Origin of the sequence: Alkalinema pantanalense CENA528 (assembly GCF_050753345.1) — a bacterium.
In the GTDB taxonomy this organism is placed as follows: Bacteria; Cyanobacteriota; Cyanobacteriia; order Leptolyngbyales; family Leptolyngbyaceae; genus Alkalinema; species Alkalinema pantanalense.
Genome location: NZ_JBLZFX010000006.1, coordinates 40,356 through 57,862, shown reverse-complemented (window position 1 = coordinate 57,862; position 17,507 = coordinate 40,356). Strand labels below are relative to the sequence as shown.

General features: G+C 49.8%; 13 protein-coding genes and 2 tRNA genes. 8 read left to right on the top strand and 7 right to left on the bottom strand.

The features are described 5' to 3' along the window. Position 1 precedes the first annotated feature (1 nt). Positions 2-160 (top strand): hypothetical protein, encoded by a 159-nt coding sequence (locus ACN4EG_RS03630; protein ID WP_431627817.1) that lies wholly within the window; start codon positions 2-4, stop codon positions 158-160. Here the strand turns inward: ACN4EG_RS03630 and ACN4EG_RS03625 are convergent. The 4 genes from ACN4EG_RS03625 to ACN4EG_RS03610 form a co-directional block, all read right to left on the bottom strand. After that, entirely contained in the window at positions 157-2,217 is a 2,061-nt protein-coding gene (locus ACN4EG_RS03625; protein WP_431627816.1) for a prolyl oligopeptidase family serine peptidase, read from the bottom strand. The genes ACN4EG_RS03630 and ACN4EG_RS03625 overlap by 4 nt on opposite strands. Before the next feature lie 182 nt (positions 2,218-2,399). Continuing rightward, positions 2,400-2,762: a dihydroneopterin aldolase gene (gene folB / locus ACN4EG_RS03620; protein ID WP_431627815.1), complete on the bottom strand. Its 363-nt coding sequence runs from the start codon at positions 2,760-2,762 to the stop codon at positions 2,400-2,402. A 125-nt stretch (positions 2,763-2,887) separates the two neighbouring features. Then, entirely contained in the window at positions 2,888-3,688 is an 801-nt protein-coding gene (locus tag ACN4EG_RS03615; protein WP_431627814.1) for a Ycf66 family protein, read from the bottom strand. Between the two features lie 213 nt (positions 3,689-3,901). Beyond that, a complete protein-coding gene (locus ACN4EG_RS03610) occupies positions 3,902-4,018 on the bottom strand; it encodes a photosystem II reaction center X protein (protein WP_431627813.1) in 117 nt (38 codons plus the stop codon). 156 nt (positions 4,019-4,174) lie between these two features. Between ACN4EG_RS03610 and ACN4EG_RS03605 the strand changes: the two genes are divergently transcribed. Together ACN4EG_RS03605 and ACN4EG_RS03600 are read left to right on the top strand one after the other, a co-directional pair. Then, complete coding sequence (locus tag ACN4EG_RS03605) at positions 4,175-4,462, top strand: YggT family protein (RefSeq protein ID WP_431627812.1); 288 nt, start codon at positions 4,175-4,177, stop codon at positions 4,460-4,462. Between the two features lie 59 nt (positions 4,463-4,521). Beyond that, positions 4,522-4,767, top strand: coding sequence for a hypothetical protein (locus tag ACN4EG_RS03600; RefSeq protein ID WP_431627810.1), 246 nt, complete (start codon positions 4,522-4,524; stop codon positions 4,765-4,767). A gap of 85 nt (positions 4,768-4,852) precedes the next feature. Here the strand turns inward: ACN4EG_RS03600 and ACN4EG_RS03595 are convergent, their stop codons facing one another. After that, positions 4,853-6,259 carry an ATP-binding protein gene (locus tag ACN4EG_RS03595; RefSeq protein ID WP_431627809.1) on the bottom strand — a complete coding sequence of 469 codons (1,407 nt, stop codon included), beginning with the start codon at positions 6,257-6,259 and terminating at the stop codon, positions 4,853-4,855. A 393-nt stretch (positions 6,260-6,652) separates the two neighbouring features. Here ACN4EG_RS03595 and lepA point away from each other — a divergent pair, with 393 nt between their 5' ends. From lepA to ACN4EG_RS03580, 3 genes are all read left to right on the top strand, one after another. After that, a complete protein-coding gene (gene lepA / locus ACN4EG_RS03590) occupies positions 6,653-8,473 on the top strand; it encodes a translation elongation factor 4 (protein WP_431627808.1) in 1,821 nt (606 codons plus the stop codon). Positions 8,474-8,739: 266 nt separating this feature from the next. After that, on the top strand, positions 8,740-9,699 hold the full coding sequence (locus ACN4EG_RS03585; protein WP_431627807.1) for a UDP-glucuronic acid decarboxylase family protein: 960 nt from the start codon (positions 8,740-8,742) through the stop codon (positions 9,697-9,699). A 172-nt stretch (positions 9,700-9,871) separates the two neighbouring features. Further along, positions 9,872-11,272 (top strand): UDP-glucose dehydrogenase family protein, encoded by a 1,401-nt coding sequence (locus ACN4EG_RS03580; RefSeq protein ID WP_431627806.1) that lies wholly within the window; start codon positions 9,872-9,874, stop codon positions 11,270-11,272. A gap of 662 nt (positions 11,273-11,934) precedes the next feature. Here ACN4EG_RS03580 and ACN4EG_RS03575 read toward each other — a convergent pair. Beyond that, a complete protein-coding gene (locus ACN4EG_RS03575) occupies positions 11,935-12,630 on the bottom strand; it encodes a lysophospholipid acyltransferase family protein (RefSeq protein ID WP_431627805.1) in 696 nt (231 codons plus the stop codon). Positions 12,631-13,174: 544 nt separating this feature from the next. Between ACN4EG_RS03575 and ACN4EG_RS03570 the strand changes: the two genes are divergently transcribed. Beyond that, a tRNA-Glu gene (locus ACN4EG_RS03570) sits at positions 13,175-13,247 on the top strand. Between the two features lie 261 nt (positions 13,248-13,508). After that, positions 13,509-13,581, top strand: a tRNA-Glu gene (locus ACN4EG_RS03565). A gap of 100 nt (positions 13,582-13,681) precedes the next feature. Here the strand turns inward: ACN4EG_RS03565 and ACN4EG_RS03560 are convergent. Next, complete coding sequence (locus ACN4EG_RS03560) at positions 13,682-17,299, bottom strand: CHAT domain-containing tetratricopeptide repeat protein (RefSeq protein ID WP_431627804.1); 3,618 nt, start codon at positions 17,297-17,299, stop codon at positions 13,682-13,684. Positions 17,300-17,507: the final 208 nt, after the last annotated feature.

The window sequence follows — 17,507 nt, the reverse complement described above, 5'->3', positions numbered from 1 at the left end:
GTTGTTACAGACATGGATAACTACGACGGCTCCTTTTCAAGTAGTTAGGCTGTTGTTAGGCAATACTTGCGATCGTGCCACAGGAATCGACACCTTGGCAGCGATCGCAATTTTCCCAGACGGTACCGTTTTAACGACGAGACGCAGCCACGAGATTTAGTCATCCCCAAGGTTGGCAAGTAGGAAACTCCACTTGTCGGTTGCTTCCTCAATTTGTTTGGTAGTGGGTTTGCCTGCGCCATGGCCCGCCTTCGTTTCAATGCGAATCAGCACCGGATTTGGCCCCTGGTGAGCCTTTTGCAGTGCTGCTGCAAACTTGAAACTGTGGGCAGGCACCACCCGATCGTCGTGGTCTGCGGTGGTAATCATCGTCGCGGGGTAGTGGGTGCCGGGTTTTAGGTTGTGCAACGGGGAATAGGCATAGATCGCTTGGAACTCCCCCGGATTTTCCGGTGAACCGTATTCTGAAATCCACGCCCAGCCGATTGTGAACTTGTGGAACCGCAACATATCCATCACTCCCACCGCCGGAAGTGCTGCCCCAAATAGGTCGGGTCGCTGAATCATGCAAGCCCCCACCAACAAGCCACCGTTACTGCCCCCGGCGATCGCTAATTTTTTGGGGGATGTGTAGCGTTGGGCAACCAGCCATTCCGCAGCAGCAATGAAATCATCAAAGACATTTTGTTTTTTCAGTTTCATGCCCGCTTCATGCCAAGCTTCGCCATATTCGCCACCGCCTCGCAGGTTTGCCACCACGTAGACCCCACCCCGCTCCAGCCACACCAAATTCGACACGGAAAAGGCCGGGGTGAGCGACACATTAAAGCCGCCATAGCCGTAGAGCAAGGTCGGATTTTTGCCGTTCAGTGCCAACCCCTTGCGGTGGGTGATGAACATCGGCACTTGGGTTCCGTCTTTGCTGAGGTAAAACACTTGTCGGGTTTCATAGCGATCGGCCTCAAATTGGATCTGCGGCTGTTTAAAGACCGTGCTTTCATCCGTTTGTAAGTTGTAGCGGTAGATTGTGTTCGGCGTCACGAAACTGGTAAAGCTGTAAAACGTTTCCGTCTCTTCCCGTTTGCCGCCAAAGCCGCCGACGGAACCCAATCCCGGCAGAACGACCTCTCGCACGTAGGTGCCGTCTAACCCGTGGATTTTGATCTGAGATCGGGCATCCTTCAGGTAGGTCAGCACAAACTGGTTGTTCAGGATATTTACCCCCTGCAAGGTTTCCTCAGCTTGGGGAATAATTTCCCGCCAATGGGCCTTGTCCGGTTGAGCCAGATCGATCGCAATGACCCGACCGCGTGGTGCATCCAGATCCGTCTGTACCCAAAAGGTTGATCCGTCATTCTCAATCACCCCATAGCTCGCTTCCCAGGTGTTAATTAACTCCACCACAGGTGCATCGGGTTGGGTCAGATCTTTGTAGAACAACAAATTACGGCGATCGGTGCCCTGCCAAACGGAAATAATCAGATAGCGACCATCATCGGTCACATAGTTACCAAAGCCCCATTCCTTTTCATCCGGGCGCTCGTAAATTAACTGATCCGCTGCCTGGGGTGTGCCTAAACGGTGATAGTAGAGTTTTTGGTAGTAATTAACCGCAGCAAATTGGCTTTGCTCGTTGGGTTCATCGTAGCGGGCGTAGAAAAATCCCTGGCCGTCCTTTGTCCAAGCGGCCCCGGAAAATTTGACCCACTGGATACGATCGGGCAAATCCTGACCCGTAGCAATTTCCCGTACCTGCCATTCCTGCCAATCGGAACCGGATTTAGAAATCCCGTAGGCCAGCCGCTTGCCGTCATCGGTAATGGCAATGCCTGAAAGGGCTACCGTTCCATCTTCTGATAACTGGTTGGGATCTAGTAAAACGTTGGGTTCCGCGTCTAACGTTTCCAATGTGTACAGCACACTTTGGTTTTGCAACCCATCATTTTTGTAATAGAAATAGCGATCGCCCCGCTTAAACGGCAAGCCATACTTTTCGTAATTCCACAGTTCCGTTAAACGGGCTTGAATCTCCGATCGTTGGGGAATCGTTGCCAAATAATCAAACGTCACTTTATTCTGTGCTTCTACCCAGGCTTGGGTCTCGGCAGAATCTGCGTCTTCCAACCAGCGATAGGGATCGCTGACTGCAACCCCGTGGTAATTGTCTACTTGGTTGGTGACTCTGCTGGTTGGATAGGTAAAACTGGCTTGAGACATACTGGCCTGGGTGATAGTGTGCAATGAAAGACTGATTGTGAACAGGAAACTGAGCAGGAAATTAAGCAAATACTTCATGCTCGCAAATGCTTGAATTGTGACGAGGAACTCTGGAAAAACGCTTTATTGCGGGCACCTAGTTTGTGCTAGTGCCAATAGGAAATTATTAAGACGATTGTTAATCAGGACGATCGTTGGCGGGTAATGTCGATCGTAATTTTTCCGCCGAAGTCAGGAATGGGGGCAGCAGGTTTATGCAGCTGGACGCGCACTTCATGAACCCTCGGAAGGGCTAGAATGCTGTCTGCGATTGCTGTTGCCAGCCGTTCTACTAAGGCAAATTTGGCTTGTTTCACGATCGCTTTTGTTTGTTCAATGACTTGACGATAATCTAGAGTGTCGTTCAGATCATCGGTCTGCCCTGCGATCGTCAAATCCACCGCGATCGATAAATCCACCTCAAACCACTGTCCTAGAACGGTTTCTTCGGGCAGAAATCCAGTGTAGCCGTAGCAACGAATATTCGTCAGTTCAATCCGATCCATGGGGGTTTTAAGGCTGTAATGATGTCCTAATATTTTCTACTGGCATTGGCTGCAATCGGTTCCCAATCCAGCCTGAAATTTCCACAAAAAAAGCCCAGAAATCTCTGAGCTTTCATCTTAAGTTGCTAAGCTTCGTCCGCTGTAGGCCCCCAGCTTTCCTTAGGCGGTGGGGGTTCCACAGGCCGAAAATCAACATAATCCGCAGGCGGCTCATCGGAAGGCGATCGCCGGGGTTTGCTATCTTCTACCGGACGACGGCGGCGGGGACGGGGCACTTCCACCTCATCCGTAGTGATCCCTCGATTACTCAGATCAGGTGCGCTGGAACGAGATGGAATACTCCGGGGGGCAGGTGGTTCATCTTCCCAGCTATTCGACTCGCGACGATCGCGGCGGGGCGCATCCATCGTAGGCAAGTCTGTGGGGTAGTCATCCTCTGGCCGAGCCCGACGGCGGGACGGAGGCCGATCTTCTAGATAGCGATCGCGCTCTGTGCGACGGCGACTGCTGCGATCATCCAAATCATCTCGGCGATCGCCCCGCACTTGGCGGCGAGGTTCCCGATCGTCCAGTCCCCCCATGGCACCATAATTCTCTTCGAACCCAGCGCGATAATTCCGAGGTGGCAAATCATAATCTCGAGGCCCTCCCCCCGACTTAGGTGTATTATCCGGAGTGCGCTTACCGATCGACTCAATAATTAAGGCAACAAACATCCCTGTAAAAATTACTGACTGCAAGGAATGCTGCAGCGTTGCACCTAGATCGACTAGCGACAAAATTCCTACAGAAAGCGCCAAAAACGCATAGACTACATCCGAATCCCGTTTGTATCCCGGCTTAAACCGTTCCAAAAAGAACAGAAAAACCGCAAACAGAATCAGAATAATACCTAGTAGGAGTGGAACGGGAGTACCGAAATTCACAATGAATTCCTCGTCAGGATAAATGCTGGTTCAGCAAGAAAGAATCTGTTCTATGTTAGCGACTTGCAGGGCACTCGGCGCGGGAAAGTTGCCACCATACAAAAAACCTCAGCCCACGATCGACGCACGATCGTACACTGAGGCTCATACGGAAAAGATTGAAAGCCGGAGTAATCGGGACATCCCCTGACCACCCTAGCGAGATCAACTAGACTATGAGCGAGAGATTTTATCTTGTTGGCTAACAAGAATGACAGCGGCCAAAATCCCACCAACAACAACTGCTCCGTACAGTAAGCCCCAGAAGAAATTTGCTAAAGATGGCGTCATAATTCGATCCCGGAATCCTTATAATTCAAGTTGTCTAAATTCTAGGGGTTTGCGGAGCTAGGGGCAAGGGGCAAGCCCTAGGCGGCGCATAATTAAGTACAATTAAAGTTACAAAGCTTTACATTCACGAACATTTACCAATAGGACGCTACAGGTATGTCCATGTTAGAGGTTGCTAATCTAGCCTTGGGAATTGGTCTTGGAGGCATGATTTTTCTCTTCATTTTCCGCATTGTCTTGACCTGGTACCCCCAAGTTGATTTAACTCGCTTTCCGTTCAATGTTGTGGCGCTGCCCACCGAGCCGTTTTTAGTGATTACACGCAAGTTGATTCAGCCGATCGGGGGTGTGGATATTACCCCGATTCTCTGGGTGGGAATTTTGAGCTTGGCACGGGAAATTCTCTTAGGTCAACAAGGTTTAATGACGATGGCGCTGAAGTAAAGGATTGCAGCGGAAAATTGCAGTCAATTGATTTTAATCTCTCAAAAATGCTGCCAACGATGGATGCTTTTTCTCTAGTACCCCCTGTCTGGACTGAAGCGGCGGTTCATGCCCGTGGCTTCCAATGCCCAGCTTGTGCAAAATCTCCGCGAGAGGCCAAGCAGGTCTGGTTGAACCGTCGATCGCCTGTCTATGCCGACGAAGGCCGCAAGTACCAGGAATTCTATCAATGTGATTGCACAACAGTGTGGTGGGCTTGGAGTACCGATCGGCCCAAGCCTGATTCTGCGATCGAATCGGATTGAAGCCCCATTTTCCTTAGGGCGGTCAGGCCAGTTTGATTGAACTTGAATGAAACTTTGATTCAACAAGGTTCCTGTACGCCATGGGCTAGGTTGCGATCGCGACGGGTTCTTGGAACAGCGGCACGGTAAACGTTACGGTTGATCCCAAGCCTTCCCCCATGCTGTAAAAATTGACTTCACCGCCCATCTCATGGACGAGGGTTTGAGAAATTGCCAGCCCTAAGCCTGTGCCGCCATAACGTCTTGTAAGGGAACCATCAATCTGACTAAAGGACTGGAACAGCCGATCTTGTTTTTCCAAGGAGACCCCAATTCCCGTATCTGCCACCCGAATCATGACCAATCCGGGACATTCCTGATTCTGCACGGTGGTCTTTTTACGGACAAACTCAGTACTGATAGTGATGCCGCCTTCGTGGGTGAACTTCACCGCATTACCCACAAGGTTAATTAACACTTGGTAGAGCCGCTGGTAGTTGGCGTAGACAATCACCTCATCATGGGTGCTGGGCATTTGCAAATCGAAAGTCAGTCCTTTTTGTTTGGCAGAGGTGGCCTGAGATCGCTCCAGTTGCTGCAGTACTTCGTTTAAATTCACTGGACTGAGATCGATCTGGAGCTTACCTGCTTCGATTTTGGCCAAATCTAGGACGTCGTTAATAATGTCCAACAAATGTTCCGCCGACTTCAAGGCTTCCTCTAGGAATTCCCGTTGTTCCTCCGGATCATCTGCCATGCCATCCATGATCAACTTCAAAAAGCCAATCATGCCGTTCAACGGGGTACGTAGCTCGTGGGATGTATTAGCCAAAAACTCGCTTTTGAGCCGAGACGCTTCCTCCGCCCGCTCGCGGGCGTCTTCTAGTGCTTCTTGTTTTCGGACTAAGCTATGGTTGACCCGTTGCAATTGCTGGAACAAGCTAGCATGGGCGATCGCCGTACCCACTTGATCGGCTAATTCTTCCAAAAAACCGATTTCTGCCTCTGTCCACGGTTGATGAGTCTTATGGCAACGACAGAGCACAATAAAGCCGTTGGGTTGATCCTGGTGCCCCGTTGCCACAACTAGGCGATCGTAGAGCACATCTTCGATGGGAATGGCATCGGCAACGACACAACAGTCATCCAGCAATCCATTCACTTCAAAGTGGACATCCGCAGGGGTGGGGCGCAAACTGTCCAAGGCTGTCTGAAAGCTGATATCTTGGGCTAAGTTCACCACAGTATTGACCCAAGACTTTAATCCTTCTTGGTGATATTCGGCCTCCACCAACACCACAGACTGATCGGGATCGATCGAATAAATCAAACAACGACTCACATCCAATGCTTGCCCTAGACCATCTACCGTCTGCTGATAGATCGTTTTGAGATCCAAGGTGCGGCGAATGCTCCAAGCAATCCGGGTTAATAGGCGATGGTACAAGTCTGGGCAAGTGCCAAGATTTGTGGTGGGCGAGACGATACCGGGGGAATCGATCGGAGCTGCCATAGCACAATCTTTGAAGGATGACTAATTGTAAGGGCGATGAATTCAAGTTTGCCAACTCTAGCGGTAGAGAGGAACGTTTTTTTGGATCAGGACAACTCGAGCTTTGGTTTTAAGCTTCTTCTATCTAGTGTTAACTCATAATGCTGGTGGTTAACTCATCTCTAATCTGATTCTCAGGGCATTGCCTCCCTCAATCAGCGCAGGGAGTCCATTTATCCCAATGCTTACTTGAGTACGGGGAGCGCGGGGGACTTATCGTTCCCCGAACCCTTCATTAGTTAAAATATTTTAAGCAATCTGCTCTAATGGGTTGTGCCCTCGTGGCAAATGTTTTTCTAATCCTTGTTTCGCTTTCACTTGTTTCGCTTTCACTTTGGATGTATTAAAAGTCCTATGACCGACGTACCCGTCAACCGAATTCGTAACTTCTCTATCATCGCTCACATTGATCACGGCAAATCCACCTTGGCCGATCGGCTCCTGCAAGACACTGGCACCGTGGAAGCGCGGGAGATGAAGGAGCAGTTCTTGGACAACATGGACTTAGAGCGGGAACGTGGCATCACCATCAAACTGCAAGCTGCTCGGATGAAATATCGAGCCCAGGATGGTCAGGACTATATCCTCAACCTCATTGACACGCCGGGACACGTTGACTTTTCCTACGAAGTGTCCCGATCGTTGGCAGCCTGCGAAGGGGCATTACTCGTCGTCGATGCGTCCCAAGGTGTGGAAGCGCAAACCCTGGCCAATGTCTATCTGGCCTTGGAACATAATCTGGAAATCATCCCGGTTCTCAATAAAATCGACTTGCCGGGGGCTGAGCCCGATCGCGTTCGCGAGGAAGTGGAAGAAGTGGTTGGTTTGGATTGCAGCGATGCAATTTTGGCCTCCGCCAAAGAAGGAATTGGTGTACCCGAAATCTTGGAAACGATCGTTCGTAAAGTTCCCCCGCCCCAAGACACGATCGACCAACCGCTGCGGGCCCTTGTTTTCGATAGCTACTACGATGCCTATCGCGGTGTAGTCGTCTACTTCCGCGTCATGGATGGCGTGGTCAATGTTGGCGATAAAGTGCGCTTCATGGCCTCCGGGAAGGAATATGTGATTGACGAATTGGGTGTGCTCGCTCCCACGCAAGTCCGGGTCGATAGTCTCCATGCCGGAGAAGTGGGATACCTCGCAGCTTCGATTAAAGCGGTGGGTGATGCCCGCGTCGGCGATACGATTACGATCGCGGGTAAAGCAGCTCCCGCACCGCTCCCAGGCTACGTCGAAGCTAAACCCATGGTCTTCTGTGGTCTCTTTCCCACGGATGCCGACCAGTTTCCCGATCTGCGGGAAGCGTTGGATAAGTTACGACTCAATGATGCGGCCCTCAGCTTTGAACCGGAAACGTCCAGCGCTATGGGTTTTGGTTTCCGTTGTGGCTTCCTCGGGCTGCTGCACATGGAAATTGTTCAAGAACGGCTGGAGCGGGAGTATAACCTCGACCTGATCACCACTGCACCTTCGGTGGTCTATCGGGTTACCACCATCAAAAGCGAAGTATTACTGATAGACAACCCCAGCCATTTACCCGATCCCCAGTACCGCGAAAAAATTGAAGAACCCTACGTTCAGGTCGATATCATCACCCCAGAAACCTACGTTGGCACCTTAATGGAACTTTGCCAAACTCGGCGAGGCATTTTCAAAGACATGAAATACCTGACACCGGGGCGTACCACGTTAATTTATGAACTGCCCCTGGCGGAAGTGGTTACGGACTTTTTTGACCAGATGAAGTCCCGATCGCGGGGCTATGCCAGTATGGAGTACCAACTTATTGGCTACCGAGAAAATAATCTGGTACGGTTGGACATTCTCATCAATGGCGATCCAGTGGATCCATTAGCAACGATCGTGCATCGAGACAAAGCCTATGGTGTGGGCCGTGCTTTGACAGAGAAATTAAAAGAATTGATTCCCCGGCACCAGTTCAAAATTCCCATCCAAGCGGCGATCGGCAGTAAGGTCATCGCTAGCGAACATATTCCGGCCCTGCGCAAAGACGTTTTGGCTAAATGCTACGGAGGGGATATCTCCCGGAAGAAGAAATTACTGCAAAAGCAAGCTAAAGGTAAAAAACGGATGAAGGCGATCGGGACGGTTGATGTGCCCCAAGAAGCCTTTATGGCAGTTCTGAAGATTGGTCAAGAAAATAAGGGCTAGTCGATTTCACTGTTGACTTCATCAAGCTTTCATAAATTATTCTTGAAGGGCGGACACAGGTGACACCTTATGCTAGGTTGCCTGTGTCATCGGGATTGATTTGAGATATTGCTGTGAGAGTTCGGCCTCAGAAACCCCTGAGGCCAAAACTTGCCTTGATATCCATTCCATCATGGACTTTCCGAGGCTCGCGTTTTCTGGCGAGTTGACCGGATTAAGGATGGGATGACCAGAATCTGTACTCACAACCCTTACAACGTACAACTATGCGAATTTTAGTGACAGGCGGCGCAGGCTTCCTTGGCTCCCACTTGATCGATCGGTTGATGACTGCTGGTCATGAAGTGATCTGTCTCGATAACTTTTATACAGGCAATAAGCACAATGTGGGCCAGTGGCTCGGAAATCCTAATTTTGAGATGATTCGCCATGATGTAACGGAACCGATCCGCTTAGAAGTGGATCAAATTTACCACTTGGCCTGTCCAGCATCGCCCGTTCACTACCAGTACAATCCTGTCAAAACCATTAAAACCAATGTGATGGGAACACTCAACATGTTGGGACTAGCAAAACGGGTGAAAGCTCGCTTTTTCTTGGCATCCACGTCCGAAATTTATGGCGATCCGGAAGTGCATCCCCAACCGGAAGAGTATCGCGGTAACGTCAATACGATCGGCATTCGCAGTTGTTACGACGAAGGGAAACGGGTTGCAGAAACCTTGGCTTTTGATTACCATCGCCAGAATGATGTCGATATTCGAGTGGTGAGAATTTTCAATACCTATGGTCCCCGCATGTTGGAAAACGACGGTCGGGTCGTGAGTAACTTGATTGTCCAAGCCCTTCAAGGCATTCCCTTGACGGTGTACGGCGATGGCTCGCAAACCCGCAGTTTTTGCTATGTCTCGGACTTGGTTGAAGGCTTCATTCGCCTCATGAATAGTGATTACGTTGGCCCGGTCAACTTGGGAAATCCAGGGGAATACACGATTCTAGAATTGGCAAAAACGATCCAGGACATGATCAATCCTGATGCACCCTTAAAGTTTGAACCCCTGCCTCAGGATGATCCCCGCCGCCGTCAACCGGACATTACCCGTGCTAAGACCTATCTTGACTGGGAACCAAAGGTGCCTTTGAAGGAAGGCTTACACTACACGATCGAAGATTTTCGGCAACGGTTGGGCGATCGGGTGGCTGCTGCTGCTTTGCTGAGTCGCTAGCCAAACTGGCCCCCAAAGGCGATGAAAAAGGCTCTCGCTAGTTTCAGGATTTTGGGGGCACGCTATTAACGAAAGGGTATTAGCGAAGGGTTACTCAGCTGAGATAAACAAACGGATTCAGTAACGCCTTCGTGATTTGTTGTTGTTGTAACTTTCCCTTTGAGGACTTTCTATGCGTGTTTGTGTGATTGGTACAGGATACGTGGGCTTGGTTACAGGTGCTTGTCTTGCTCACGTAGGGCATCATGTCATCTGTGTGGACAATAATGAAGCCAAAGTGAACCTGATGAAGTCTGGACAATCTCCCATCTTTGAACCGGGATTGTCGGAGATTATGCAAGCTTCTATTCAATCGGGTCGGTTGGAGTTTACTACAGATTTGGCAGCGGGGGTTGATCACGGACAAGTTCTCTTCATTGCGGTGGGAACCCCTGCCTTACCCACTGGGGAAAGTGACACTCGCTATGTTGAAGCGGTTGCTCGCGGGATTGGGGCCAATCTGAAGCGGGAAAGCGGCTACAAAGTGATTGTGAACAAATCAACGGTTCCGATCGGCTCTGGAGATTGGGTTCGGATGCTGGTTTTAGATGGCGTGGCGGAACAACAGGCAGTAGAACCCGTTTTAGCAGGTGTTGGGGTAGCAGATAGTCGGCCCAGCCTGAGTGAACCGGAATTTGATGTCGTTAGCAATCCGGAATTTTTGCGGGAAGGGTCTGCGGTTTATGACACCTTCAATCCCGATCGGATTGTGTTGGGGGGCAATAGTGAGAAAGGTATTGGCCTCATGCAGCAACTCTATCTCCCCATTATCAACCGGGAGTTTGCTGAAGAGAAAGATTTGTCTCCGGTGCCCGTTGTGGTGACAGATCTGAGTTCTGCGGAAATGATTAAGTATGCCGCCAACGCTTTCCTAGCCACCAAAATTAGTTTTATCAATGAAGTGGCCAACGTTTGCGATCGGGTTGGTGCAGATGTGACGCAAGTTGCTAAGGGGATTGGGTTAGACTCCCGTATCGGTAGTAAGTTCTTAAATGCTGGTTTGGGCTGGGGTGGCTCCTGTTTTCCGAAGGATGTTTCAGCACTCATCCACACTGCCGATGATTATGGCTATGAAACCCAGTTGCTTAAAGCTGCTGTAAGTGTCAATGAACGCCAGAAAATGGTTGTGATTGAGAAGCTGCAACAGGTGTTGAAAATTCTCAAAGGGAAAACCGTTGGGCTACTGGGATTGACCTTCAAGCCCGATACCGATGACCTGCGAGATGCCCCCGCCTTGGTGTTGATTGAGAATTTGACTCGTCTTGGGGCGAAAGTCAAAGCCTATGATCCGATTATTTCCCAAACGGGGATGCGCCATGGTCTCTCGGATGTCGTGGTGGAAACTGATCCAGAGCGTTTGGCGGATGGTTGTGATGCGCTGGTTCTGGTAACGGAATGGCGAGACTTCCAACACTTGGAATATAGCAAAATGGCCAAGTGCATGACTTCTCCCATCATTATTGATGGCCGTAACTTCTTGGATCAAGCGCTTTTGGAAAGCTTTGGATTCCGGTATGTCGGCATTGGTCGATAGCGATCGCTGAGGGGCTTGTTAGAAGCGAATGTCTTTGTAATTCTGACAAGCCTCATCTAACAATCCTCAATGGAGATTACTGAATCAAGTAGGTCGAATCAATAGATTCAGTTGAGATTGAAATTAGATATTTAGAAGCACGATCGAACGTTCAAGAGGGTTCGATCGTGTTTAATGTATTTGCATACGCATGCATGACGCGAATTTTTCCGGCACCGTTTGGGCCATTCCAACAAGCAAGCAAATTGCGTGACATCTCCCGGTCTCTCGCCTAACCGATGGTCATTGCCAAGCAATAGAGTGCGGGATTCCGAATCCTTGGTTCCTCGTTTTATTGGCTTGGCAATCCGACACCTCCACGAGATTAGTTTGACTTCCTCGTGATGCCTCACCACAGAAGGATTTGAAGCGAGTTGTACAACCCAAAAGTTTGGGAAGAGATAACTTTTACGCCCTGTCCCAACCCTTCATCCTACATGCCCTGTCTTGTGGCAGGTTCAGAGGCATTCGACTTGAGCCGCAAGGCGGGAAGCCCTGAAACACTACGCCTACTTGGGCGGGTGCGTCAATTGCACCATACTCGTTTGCAGCCTAAGAGTTTGCTCGTTTCCCCTCCCAACGCTTACCCTATCGGGTAGGGCATCGGGCTTCCTGTCTAGAAGCTAAAAATGTTGAGGGGCTGTATAGGATGCTTCGGCTGTAGACCCTAAGGCTCGATCGTTCAATTTTTGAAGAGATTGCGTTAGGTCAGCCGTCAGAGATCGGGCATCTTGTTTTGTGTGGCCTGTTATGTACGACTTCACAGATAACGGCTGTCCAATTTCAATGCGCACTGCCGTCCGACAAGGCACTTGGGGATCGCTATACTGCAAATGAATCGGCACAATGTGGATATTGCTCTCAGGCTTCAGGGTTTCCGCTTGCAGTGCTAGACGTGCGAGACCGGGCTTAAGGGGATGAATATGGGGTTCCCGAAAAATGTTGCCCTCTGGGAAAATTACGAGCATTTCTCCCGATTCTAAAAGTTCAATCCCATGGCGTAGGCTAGCAATCCCCGGTCGCTTTGTATCGATCGGAAATCCACCCAGCCGCTTAATAAACCATCCTTGTACTCCAGCCACTTCATCAGCAGTTACCATGAATCGAAGATGCCTGCCGGTAACGTGTTTACCTGCTGCAAAGGGCACTAAAATAGCATCCCAGCGAGAACGATGGGTGGGAGCTAGAATAACAGGCCCAGATGCTGGTAGATGCTCGCGACCTAAAACTTCAATGTGACTAAAGTAAGCTGGTAAAACGATGCGATGCCCAAGCGGATAAACGATCGGGACTAGCCAAGGGGATAAACGAGAGCTCACAGTGGCATTACGTGCAGTACGGGGTGGATGCAGAGAGATCTGAGAAAACCGATTTCGAGGCATTAAGAATCGACGAGCGAATCGAGGTGCGATCGCTGGAATCCCTTGACGGACAAGAGCTGACCAATCGTCATCAGAATGAAGTGGAATAGGCTCGTCAATTCTTCTAGGTTGGCTATCTTCTGATGCAGTTTCAATTGACGAACTTCTATGGAAAAGGTGACCAGATTGAAAAACAACCATCTCGTTGATGTCCCTGGGCAAAGTCAGGCCATGATCCTACAACCCGAGGAAGGCTGTAGGGCAGATTTCAGCTGAGGCAAAGTACTGCAAAGGCACGGTTTAGCCTCTAGGCTAATCGCTATGATTAGACCAATGATCAAGGGACAGGACAGTTCCTGGGCTGTCATGATTCACTAATTCGAGTGATAAGAAGAGGACTTAACCGTTCTGATCTTCCCATGAAAATTTCCAGCAAGCGAGTCTTGACAAACCAAAAACTTTCTTTTAGATTAATAACAGTGAGCGCAATGCGCTGGTTCAGGCCCCCATCGTCTAGAGGCCTAGGACACCTCCCTTTCACGGAGGCGACGGGGATTCGAATTCCCCTGGGGGTATTAAAATATATAGTGGGAAGCGAAGTCTTATTAGGCTTCGCTTCTTTGTTGATTCTCAGGCTGGTGCTGGTGTCGTTTCACCGAATTTGCTGCATGTTGGAGCCGTATTCAGAACTGGTGGGACTGAGACGGTTAGTGGAATTTGGATAGTTGGTGGAATTTGGATAGTTGGTGGGAACTAAAAAAATGTCTTGAGGGCTTGCATCTCTCCAGATTTTGAGTTATGGTTGATAACGCGAAAGCGCAAGAGCGCTAACTTAGGCCCCCATCGTCTAGAGGCCTAGGACACCTCCCTTTCACGGAGGCGACGGGGATTCGAATTCCCCTGGGGGTATTTCTAGGAATATAATTCAATTCAAAGCGAGCTTGTCTTTCTAGATTGGCCCGCTTCGATTTTTTTTTGTCTTTTTTTGAATTTTTTTGTCTTTGTGGAATCAGTTGGCGTTGCCTATCAGGTTAAATGCAGCCCAATCACTTGGATGAGAATATTTCTCCCGTGTTGCTAGCATAGCTTGGCGCAGTGCTTGGGCTTTTTGGGATGGGTCTACCTTAAGACGTCTATAAAACTCTGTCATCAGGAAGGCTGTACTTTCATCCTTTACATTCCACAATGACACCACCACACTGGGTACACCTGCAATAAATAACGATCGCGAAAGTCCAATCACGCCATCCCCGGTGATGTCTCCCCGTCCAGTGCTGCAGGCGCTCAAAACAGCTAAATCGGCTTTAAGTTTTAAATCCAGGATTTCCCCTGCGGTTAAAAATCCGTCATTGCCTGCGGAGGGTGTGAGCGCGATCGCTCCAGGAACTTCACCCCGCAGAGTATCGAGTAAACCATGGGTTGCCAGATGAATGATGCTAGCGGTTTGCATCCGTTGAACGACGGTGTTTTTAGTCGCTTGATTGCCAATCAACGCTGATCCTTGCAGCACTTGGGCAATTTGGGTCGCTTCCTGCTCAGCACCGGGCAACGACGCTAGAGGCTCGTTATTGTAGGTAGGCATTTTAGGGTTACCCACAATCAGTGGTGCTGTGAGATTGGTCGATCGGGAATTCGGTGTAGTCAGGCCGATCGCTTGTAAGGAAGGGACTGTCGCGATCGTATGGCGGGTGATTAAGGGGTCGCCCTGTCCATCTTCCAAGGCAGCAAAGGGGACTAAAAATAAAGCTCCTTGGGGAACAAAGATGACTAGATCCTCCGGGTTACTGGGTAAGTCTTGGCTGATGGGAGCAATTAACAGATTGTGGAGGTGGCGCAGATTATTGACCAAGCTACGGGTACTGGGATTTGGCTGCTGGGTAATGGTGATCTTCGCGCGACCTCTGATGCCCAGTTCATCGCGGCTGTCTTGAATGAGGGTGACGATCGGTTCTGTCGCGGAATTGCGATAGAACCGCACAGTCCCATCGGGCTTGATGACCCAGATATATACTTCCTGATTTGCAATGACGGAATATTGTACTAACGTGGCTTTGTGGATCTGAGCTAGTTGACGCATATCCTGAAGCTTAGGCACGGAGCCTAAAATTTGTTGGTTTTGCGGCCCTAACCGAGAGGCCAGCAATTCCACAAACGCCCTTGCCCGTCCCCGTTCTGCCACTTCTAAGGCTGCTTCGGGCTTCTGTTGCAGAATCAGTGCTTGTTGCAGTAACTCATAGGTTAACTTTTGGGTTTCAAACAGCGAGACACGATCGAAATCAATCAGGCCGGGACGTTGAGATTCCCAAAGCTGAGCCGCTTGGGTAAGGAGGGGAATGGCAGTGGCAGACTGCTGCTTCTGGATCTGCACAGCGCCCAGTAAAGTCAGTGCTTTACCCGCAGTACCGTTGTTACCGAGTTTTTGGGCAAGGGCGATCGCAGATTTGAGATACTGTTCTGCTGGATTAAAATCCCGACGATCGAGGGAAACTTTGCCTAATTCTGTCAAGAGTTCCGTTTCCTCGGGCTGCAACTTGAGTTGTTTAGCCAAAATCAGCCCTGCTTGCAATGTCTGTAAGGCTTCAGGGGGACGATTTTGCTGGGCATAGACCCGGCCTAGCTGCTTCAGGGTCCCAATTTCCGTGCGTCGGCTGCCCAATTTGCGATGGAGCGCCAATGCTTGCTGAAGGGTTTTTTCTGCTTGGGAGAGTTGTCCTGCTTCTAAATATAAACTGCCTAATCCGCTCAGAGCCACTGCCTCATGGATGGGACTCCCCATTTCGCGGGCCATTTGTAAGGCACGATCGTAAAATTCCTGGGCTTTGGCATAGCGGCCTAGGGTGCGATAGGCCAACCCAAAACTAACCAAGGTGCCTAACTCCGCTGGACGGTTACCGATCGATCGATGAATGTCAAAGGCCCGCTGATGATAGGTTAACCCCTTGGCGTATTGGGCTTGGTCATCGTAAAGTCGGCCAATGTTGTCTAAGTTGATCGCTTGCAGGTTTTTCTCGCCGATTTCCTGGGCAATTAGTAAAGCCCTTTGGTGAAAATCCAGCGCTTTGGCATAATCGCCTAACGTGGCGTAGAAAACCGCCAAATTGGCTAAGGTGACGGCTTTCCCTGGACGGTTACCGCTGACCTCGTACAACATTAGAGCATGGTCATACTGCTGACGGGCGTTGGGATAATCGCCTAGGGTTTGCTGGGTTGAGCCGATGTTGTTCAAAACCGTCGCTTCATTATCTAAATCGTTAAGGGTTTGGGACAAATATCGGGCTTGCTGATAGACTGCCAGCGCTTTGTCATAATCCCCCTGACGATCGTAGACTTGGCCGATGTTATTGAGCGTGATGGCAATCTGGCTGCGGTTGTTGAGGGTTTGGTGGAGTTGCAAACTTTGTTGGTACAGGGTCAATGCTTGCTGGTACTGTCCTAAATTGGTGTAGAGATTAGCCAGGTTATTGAGACTGGTGCCTTCATTACTTTTGTCACCCAAGTCCCGATCGATCAGTAGGCTGCGTTCGAACAGTCCTCGGGCAGTTTGGTAATCACCCAAGCGGACATGGCTATTGCCTAGATTATTTAACGATCGACTTTCCAGAACTTTGCCTTGGTTGACTAGCTGCAGACGTAGTTTGTTAAAACTTTCTAGTAAAACGGTTTCCGGCAATTGTTGCACTCCACAGAACTGGCGCATAAACCGATAAAGCGAAGAGTTTTCGCCGACTTTGGCCGCTTCGCAACTCCGCGCTAAGTTCCTAGATGTGATGGCTTCCCCGTAGCGCGTTTGCATTTCTTGGGCGGTTTGTAAGCCTTGAAGATAGCGCGCGATCGCTTGGGTATGGTTGCCTTGGCGATTTTGTAGTGTTCCTAGGTTATTGAGAATGGCGGCAATTTGTTGGCGATCGCCCATCTGTTGTGCCAATGTCAGAGCTTGTTGATAGGTGTCGATCGCGAGGGCTGTTTCTGATAAATCATCGTAGGTTCTCCCTACCGTGATCAGCACAATCGATCGCAGGTCGCTCTTGTCTGGCAATACCGTTAACGCCTGTTTTAGGAGGGGAATGGCTTGGCGGAACTGCTGTTGCTCCCGCCAGAGATTGGCCAAGGCTAACAGAGAGAGTCCCTGCCCATCTGGATCCGATATAGATTGTGCTAATTCTAATGCGGTTTGGTAGGCCGTGGTGGCGCGATCGAACTGTCGCTGTTGTTGCAATTGACTCCCGAAGCCACTGTAGGCAATCCGTAAACTTGCGGTGATTCCTTGCAACGAATTTGTGCCCTTAGGCAATAACTGTCGAGCTTCTTGTAGAACTGTGATCGCAGCTTGATATTTTTCCTGCTGGTGATAAACTTGACCGATATTCCAAAGTGTTTGCGCAATACTTGGCGTATCCTTTTGTTGACGAAAGTCCTTCAGGGCTCTTTGGTAGTGGTGCAGAGCGAGATCAAGATTGCCTGCTTGGAAGGCGTTGGCCGCCGCTTGCAGGTCTGGATGGGAGGTTTGAGGATTGGTACGAGGAGTGGTTTGAATTTGAGCCAGTGCTGTACCCGGAAAGGACAGAACGATCGGCGTAGAGACCAAAAGAACTGTCATGGTTGCGAGTTCTACCCATTGCCGACCCATGGTTTTCTCCTTGGTCTATCTGCTCCAGGAATTTCTTCTTTTAATCTAAGATTGGCCACCACCAAGGTGGTAATTTTCCGGAGAATTTCTTCCAGATTAGATCTAAGGAAATAAGTCTTTGGATAGGCAAGCTTTTCCATTCGTAAAGCTTTGTAGCTCTATACTCTCAAATCTGGTCAGAGAGCTCCTCTGGTCAGAATGTTTGAAC